This is a genomic window from Lysobacter zhanggongensis (assembly GCF_046638635.1).
Classification (GTDB): domain Bacteria; phylum Pseudomonadota; class Gammaproteobacteria; order Xanthomonadales; family Xanthomonadaceae; genus Novilysobacter; species Novilysobacter luteus.
Genome location: NZ_JBJXHK010000106.1, coordinates 1 through 6,100, shown reverse-complemented (window position 1 = coordinate 6,100; position 6,100 = coordinate 1). Strand labels below are relative to the sequence as shown.

The 6,100-nt window shown below is 71.4% G+C and carries 6 protein-coding genes; 4 read left to right on the top strand and 2 right to left on the bottom strand.

Translation table 11 applies throughout. From position 1 onward, the window contains the following. Both ACKVMH_RS12270 and ACKVMH_RS12265 read right to left on the bottom strand, forming a co-directional pair. Positions 1-283, bottom strand: a 283-nt coding sequence (locus tag ACKVMH_RS12270; protein WP_412700512.1) for an EF-hand domain-containing protein, incomplete at its 3' end; no start/stop codon positions are given. Between the two features lie 86 nt (positions 284-369). Next, the gene (locus tag ACKVMH_RS12265) at positions 370-1,554 is read right to left on the bottom strand and encodes a DesA family fatty acid desaturase (protein WP_412700511.1); all 1,185 of its coding nucleotides are present in this window, start codon (positions 1,552-1,554) and stop codon (positions 370-372) included. A gap of 223 nt (positions 1,555-1,777) precedes the next feature. On the opposite strand from ACKVMH_RS12265, the gene mutM reads away from it, so the two are divergent. The 4 genes from mutM to ACKVMH_RS12245 form a co-directional block, all read left to right on the top strand. Beyond that, positions 1,778-2,590, top strand: a complete 813-nt coding sequence (mutM, locus tag ACKVMH_RS12260) for a bifunctional DNA-formamidopyrimidine glycosylase/DNA-(apurinic or apyrimidinic site) lyase (protein WP_215218990.1) — start codon at positions 1,778-1,780, stop codon at positions 2,588-2,590. An 81-nt stretch (positions 2,591-2,671) separates the two neighbouring features. Further along, on the top strand, positions 2,672-3,232 hold the full coding sequence (locus tag ACKVMH_RS12255) for an ECF-type sigma factor (protein WP_215218991.1): 561 nt from the start codon (positions 2,672-2,674) through the stop codon (positions 3,230-3,232). 49 nt (positions 3,233-3,281) lie between these two features. Further along, a complete protein-coding gene (locus ACKVMH_RS12250; RefSeq protein ID WP_412700510.1) occupies positions 3,282-4,601 on the top strand; it encodes a serine/threonine-protein kinase in 1,320 nt (439 codons plus the stop codon). Then, positions 4,502-6,100: tetratricopeptide repeat protein (locus ACKVMH_RS12245; RefSeq protein WP_412700509.1), on the top strand; the 1,599-nt coding region annotated here is incomplete at its 3' end. The genes ACKVMH_RS12250 and ACKVMH_RS12245, both read left to right, overlap by 100 nt.

Here is a 6,100-nt window from a genome sequence, read left to right as displayed (position 1 = left end):
GTTCGGCGGCGTCGAGGGTGCCGTCGTGGTCCGCGTCCTGCCGCGCGAATGCGGCGGCCAGCGTGGCCTGGTGATCGGCCCGCGTGACCGGACGGCCACGCCCGCCGGGCAGCTCGTGGGGTGCGAGCACACCGTCACCGTCGCGGTCCATGCGTTCGAACGCGTAGCCCATCCAATGCTGGTACTCGGCGAGCGAGACGTTACCGCTGCGGTCGGTATCAAGCTTCTGCAGGTAGGCCGAAGGCGCCGCGACCTGGGCCGACGCTACCGCTGTGGTCGCCATCAGCACCAGTACGCAAGCCGGCAACAAAAAGCCCGCGCCGGAGGGCGCGGGCCGTGTGCGTTCGCGGATGTGGTCCACGTACCGGCTCAGGCGCGCGCCGGCACCAGGGTGTAGCCCTTGAGCCGCGCCGAGAACTGCTGCAGCGACTGGATGCCGGTGGCCTCGGCCTCGGCGCACCAGGCCTGCAGCCGCGCGAGCGTGGTCTGGGCGTCGTGCGAGCGGTCGTCGAGCACCTGCTGCAGGCGCTGGCGGTACTCGGCCAGCGTCGCCATCTTCGGCCGCTCGGCCAACCATGCCTGCAGGCGCGCGCGCTTGTCGTCGTCGAGCCAGCGTCCGCCGTCGGCCAGGCCCTTGCGCAGGGGCCGCGGCAGCTTCGAACCGCCCTCGCGCAGGGTCGGCAGGGTCACCTTGCGGTAGTAGTCGGTCATCGCCTGGAAGCGGATCGCCAGCAGGGCCTTCAGGGTCTCGCTGTCGGGCATGGCGATGTTGGGGCGCACGTCCAGCGACGGGGCGACGCGCAGCACCTTGGCCAGGCTCACCGCCTGCAGCAGCTTGATCGTGCTCCAGCCGATGTCGAACTCGAACTTGCGCAGCGCGAACTTGGCCGAACTCGGGAACGCGTGGTGGTTGTTGTGCAGCTCCTCCCCGCCAATCCAGACGCCCCACGGGGTCAGGTTGGTCGCGGTGTCGGTGGTCTCGAAATTGCGATAGCCCCACCAGTGGCCCAGGCCGTTGACCACGCCGGCCGCCCAGAACGGGATCCACAGCATCTGGATCGCCCACACGGCCACGCCGGCAAAGCCGAACAGCGCGAAGCTGATGAACAGCAGCAGCGTCGGGCCCAGGGTCGCGTGTGGGGTGTACAGGTGGCGCTCGATCCAGTCGTCCGGGCAGCCCTTGCCGTACTTCTCGATCGACTCGCGGTCGTTGCGGGCTTCGCGGTACAGCTCGACACCCCGCCAGAACACCGTCTTGATGCCCTTGACCTGCGGGCTGTGCGGGTCTTCCTCGGTCTCGCACTTGGCGTGGTGCTTGCGGTGGATCGCCGCCCACTCGCGCGTGATCATCGAGGTGGTCAACCACGTCCAGAACCGGAAGAAGTGGGCGATCACCGGGTGGAAATCCACCGCGCGGTGCGCCTGGCTGCGGTGCAGGTAGAGCGTCACCGAGAAGATCGTCAGCTGCGTGGCGACGAGCAGGTAGACCAGCAACGTGACGAAACCGGCCTGGAACAGGCCGCCGGCGAGGAAATCGAGCAGGGAAGCGGGCATTGCGGATGGAACTCCGGATACGGCGTGGACGGCCGGGGCGGGATGACCCCGTGCCCGGCCATGATGCCACCGGACCATGGCGGCGCGGGTCCGGGGTGGTCGTTCCGTGATGGGGATGTTCATCGATGTGGGCAACCCGTGGGGACCGCCCGGTTCAGCAACGGGCACTGCCTTGCCGCGCGCGTGAAGCACCCCCGGTGTCGCCGCCGACTAAGCTTTCGCCATGCCCGAGTTGCCTGAAGTCGAGACCACCCGCCGCGGCCTGGCGCCGCACCTGGAAGGGCGCCGCGTGCTCGGTGCCACCCTGCGCCGCGAGACGCTGCGCTGGCCCATCGCGACGGAAGTCACCACCGTGTTGCCCGGACAGCGGATCGATGCCGTGCGGCGGCGGGCGAAATACCTGCTGCTGGACACGGCCGCCGGCAGCGCGCTGTTGCACCTGGGCATGTCGGGCAGCCTGCGGGTGCTCCCGGCCGACACCGCGGTACGCGCGCACGACCACGTCGACCTGCGGCTGGAGGGCGGGCGCGTGCTGCGCTTCAACGACCCGCGCCGCTTCGGTTGCCTGCTCTGGCAACCGCCGGGCACGGTCCACCCGCTGCTGGCGGCGCTGGGGCCCGAGCCGTTGTCGGATGTGTTCGACGGCGACCACCTGTTCCGCCTGAGCCGGGGTCGCAGCGCGCCGGTGAAGAACTTCCTGATGGACCAGTCGACCGTGGTCGGCGTCGGCAACATCTACGCGGCCGAAGCGTTGTTCGCCGCCGGCATCTCGCCGGTCCGGCCTGCCGGACGGATCTCGCGCGAGCGCTACGCGCGGCTTGCCGACGAAGTGAAGCGCGTGCTCGACCACTCGATCACGCGTGGCGGGACCACACTGCGCGACTTCATCAGCCCCGACGGCGCCCCGGGCTACTTCGAGCAGGAGCTCTCGGTCTACGGACGGGGCGGTCTGCCCTGCCCGGCGTGCGGCCGCCCCCTGAGGCAGGCGGCGGTGGGCCAGCGCGCGACCGTCTGGTGCGGCCACTGCCAGCGATGACCGCCACTGTCCGACCGACGGGTGGCTGCACGCGCTCGGATGGAGCGCTATAGTCCGGACAATTGCGACGGGGGTCACAGGATGTCCGGGACGGCCGAGATCACCCAACTGCTGGATGCAGCCCGGGACGGGGACCGCGGCGCGCTCGACAGCGTGCTGGCCACGCTGTACCAGGAACTCCACACCATGGCCCGGCGACAGCTCGCCGGCCAACGCGGCCAGACGCTGGACGCGACCGCGCTCGTGCACGAGGCCTACCTCAAGCTCGCCGGCCGGCGCGAGGCGCGCTTCGACGACCGTGCGCACTTCTTCGCCTACGCCGCCTCGGCGATGCGATCGGTGGTGGTCGACTACGCGCGCCAGCGCCTTGCGCAGAAGCGCGGCGGCAACCTGCACCGCGTCACCGACCTGCCCGAGGACCTGGAGGGCGGGCTGCGGCTGGACGAGGACATGCTCGGCCTGGACACGGCGCTGACGCGGCTGGCCGACGTCGACAAGCGGCTGGCGCAGGTGGTCGAGCTGCGCTATTTCGCCGGCCTGTCGGAACTGGAAATCGCCGCGCTGCTGGAACGCTCCGAACGCAGCATCCGGCGCGACTGGCAGAAGGCGCGGCTGTTCCTGCTGGCGTCGCTGAAGGACTGAGCCGCCAGCCGCGACGGGGCGCGGGCGCGGCACGGGTGCCAATGCAACGATGGATACCACTCGCTGGCAACGGCTTTCCCCATTGCTCGACGAACTGTTCGAGCTGGAAGCGCACGACCGCGCGCGGCGGCTGGATGAGCTGCGCGCCGACGACCCGGATCTGGCGGTCGAGCTCGAAGCCCTGATCGCGCTCGAGGTCGGCCAGGAGGACTTCCTCTCCGAGCCGGTCGTCTCGCCGCAACGCGGGGTGTTGCCGGGCAACGAGGTCGGCCCGTACCGGCTCGAGCGCCTGCTCGGCGAGGGTGGCATGGGCCAGGTCTGGCTGGCCGCGCGCGCCGACGGGCTGTACCAACGGCGGGTCGCGCTCAAGCTGCTGCGGCCGGGGCTGGCCGACACCAACCTGCGCGTGCGGTTCACCCGCGAGCGGCAGATCCTGGCGCGGCTGGCGCACCCGCACATCGCCCGGCTGCTGGACGCGGGCATCAGTGCCGACGGCCTGCCCTACCTCGCGCTCGAGCACGTCGACGGCGCCCCCATCACCGATTACTGCCGCGAGCACCGCACCCCGGTCGAAACGCGGCTGCGGATGTTCGGCCAGATCTGCGAAGCGGTGAGCCACGCGCACGCCAACCTGATCGTCCACCGCGACCTCAAGCCGTCCAACATCCTGGTCACGCCGGCCGGCGAAGTCCGGTTGCTCGATTTCGGCATCGCCAAGCTGCTCGACAACGACCCCGCCCCCGAGCAGACGCGCACCGGCGTGCGCGCGTTCACCCTGCACTACGCCGCGCCCGAGCAGATCCGCGGCGAGCCGGTCACGACGATGACCGACGTCTACTCGCTGGGCGTGGTGCTGTACGAGCTGCTGTCCGACCAGAAGCCCTACCGGCCCAAGCGCGAGAGCGACGCGGCGTGGGAGGAGGCGATCCTCACCGGCGACCCGCTGCGTCCGTCGCTTGCGCTGCAAAGGAGCGCCGACGCCAGTCGGAACGATCCCGATGCACCGGCGATGCGGCGCCGTGCGCGGATGTTGGCCGGCGACCTCGACAACATCGTCCTCAAGACCCTCTCCAAGACGCCGGAACAACGCTATCCGTCGGTCGAGGCGCTGGCGCAGGACCTGCAGCGCCACGCCGCCGGGCGCCCGGTGCACGCCCGCTCGCAGAGCCTCAACTACCGGATGGCGNCCTCTCCAAGACGCCGGAACAACGCTATCCGTCGGTCGAGGCGCTGGCGCAGGACCTGCAGCGCCACGCCGCCGGGCGCCCGGTGCACGCCCGCTCGCAGAGCCTCAACTACCGGATGGCGAAGTACATCGGCCGCCACCGCTGGGCACTGGGCAGCGGCGGGCTGGTCGCGCTGGTGCTGACCGCCTCGCTCGGCGTGGTCGCCTGGCAGGCGCGCGAGGCGGTGCGCGAAGCCGCGCGCGCGCAGGCGATGCAGGACTTCATGGTCGGTGTGTTCGAGCGCGCCGGTGGTACGCGCGACGGTGATCCGCTCAACCTGCGCCAGTTGCTCGCCACCGCGGTCGAGCGCGGCGACCGCGAGCTGGCGCGACAGCCACGCGCGCTGGCCGAATTGCTGGGCGTCATCGCGCGGCTGCGGACCGGGCTGGGCGACTACGACGAGGCCAGCGCATTGCTCGAGCGGCAGGCGACACTGATCGCAGGCACCGATGCACCGTCCAGCCTGCAGCTGGAATCACTGACGCAGCGCGGCCGCGTGCTGCGGATGCTGGGCGACGACGACGGGTGCCGGGCGTTGATGGAGCCTTCGCTGGCCATGGCACAGCGCGAGCAGGCCCAGCTGCCGCCCCAGGTCACCGAGTTCTACTCGCAGCTTGGCCGCTGCCGCCGCGCGGGCGGCCAACTGCAGGGCGCACGCCAGCTGTTCGAACGTTCGCTGTCGCTGCGCCGCACCCACCACGCCGACCCGGTCGGCGAAGTCGAGAACCTGATGGACCTGGCCGGCCTCTACGCCGACGCCGGGCAGACCGACACCGCGCTTGCCGAGTTCGACGCCGCCCGCCGCAAGCTGCGTGCCGAGGCCGGTGACCGCCACCCGCTGCTGGTCGACATCCACCGCAACCTCGCCCGGCTGCACCGTGCCCGCGGCGAGCTGGCGCAGGCCCGGCAGCAGCTGCTGGAAGCCCTTGCCATTGCCACCGACCTCAACGGCCCCGGCCACATGACGACGCTCGCGGTGGAGCGCCAGCTGGCGTCGGTGCTGGCCGACGAGGGCCGGCACGCGGAAGCCATCGCGCGGCTGGAGTCGGTCCAGGAACAGCTCGCCGGTCGGCATGGCGATGACCACCCGGTGCTGGCCGAGGGCTATGCACGGCTCGGGCGGCTGGCGTGGGAACGCGGCGACCTGCCGGCCGCCACCACGGCCCTGCGGCGTGCCCTCGCGCTGCGACGCAGTACCGGTGCAGCGGGCCCGATCGCCGACGCACTGGTCGACCTGGGCACCGTGCTGCACCAGGGAGGCCAGGACCGCCCTGCCCATCCGCTGCTGCTTGAAGCACTGGAACTGCGCCAGCGGCACCAGCCCGGCGACCACGCGCGCGTCGGCGAGGCGAGGCGCCTGCTCGGCGTGGTCGAGCTGTCGCTCGGGCCCGCCGACAGCGGCCTGGAACGGTTGGGGCAGGGCCTGGAACAGTCACGTCGCCACCTGGGCGATGCGCATCCGGAAACGCGTCGCGCCGAACTGGTGCTGGCGACCTACCACGCACGCAGCGCCATCGATGCGATGTCGGTCGATACCGCGATGGCCCGGCTCGACGCGCTGGCGGCGTTGCCCGGTGGCGAGCTCGAACTGCGCCAGCTGACGTGGCGAGCCGGCGCCCGCGCGGCGGCCTTGCGCTGCACC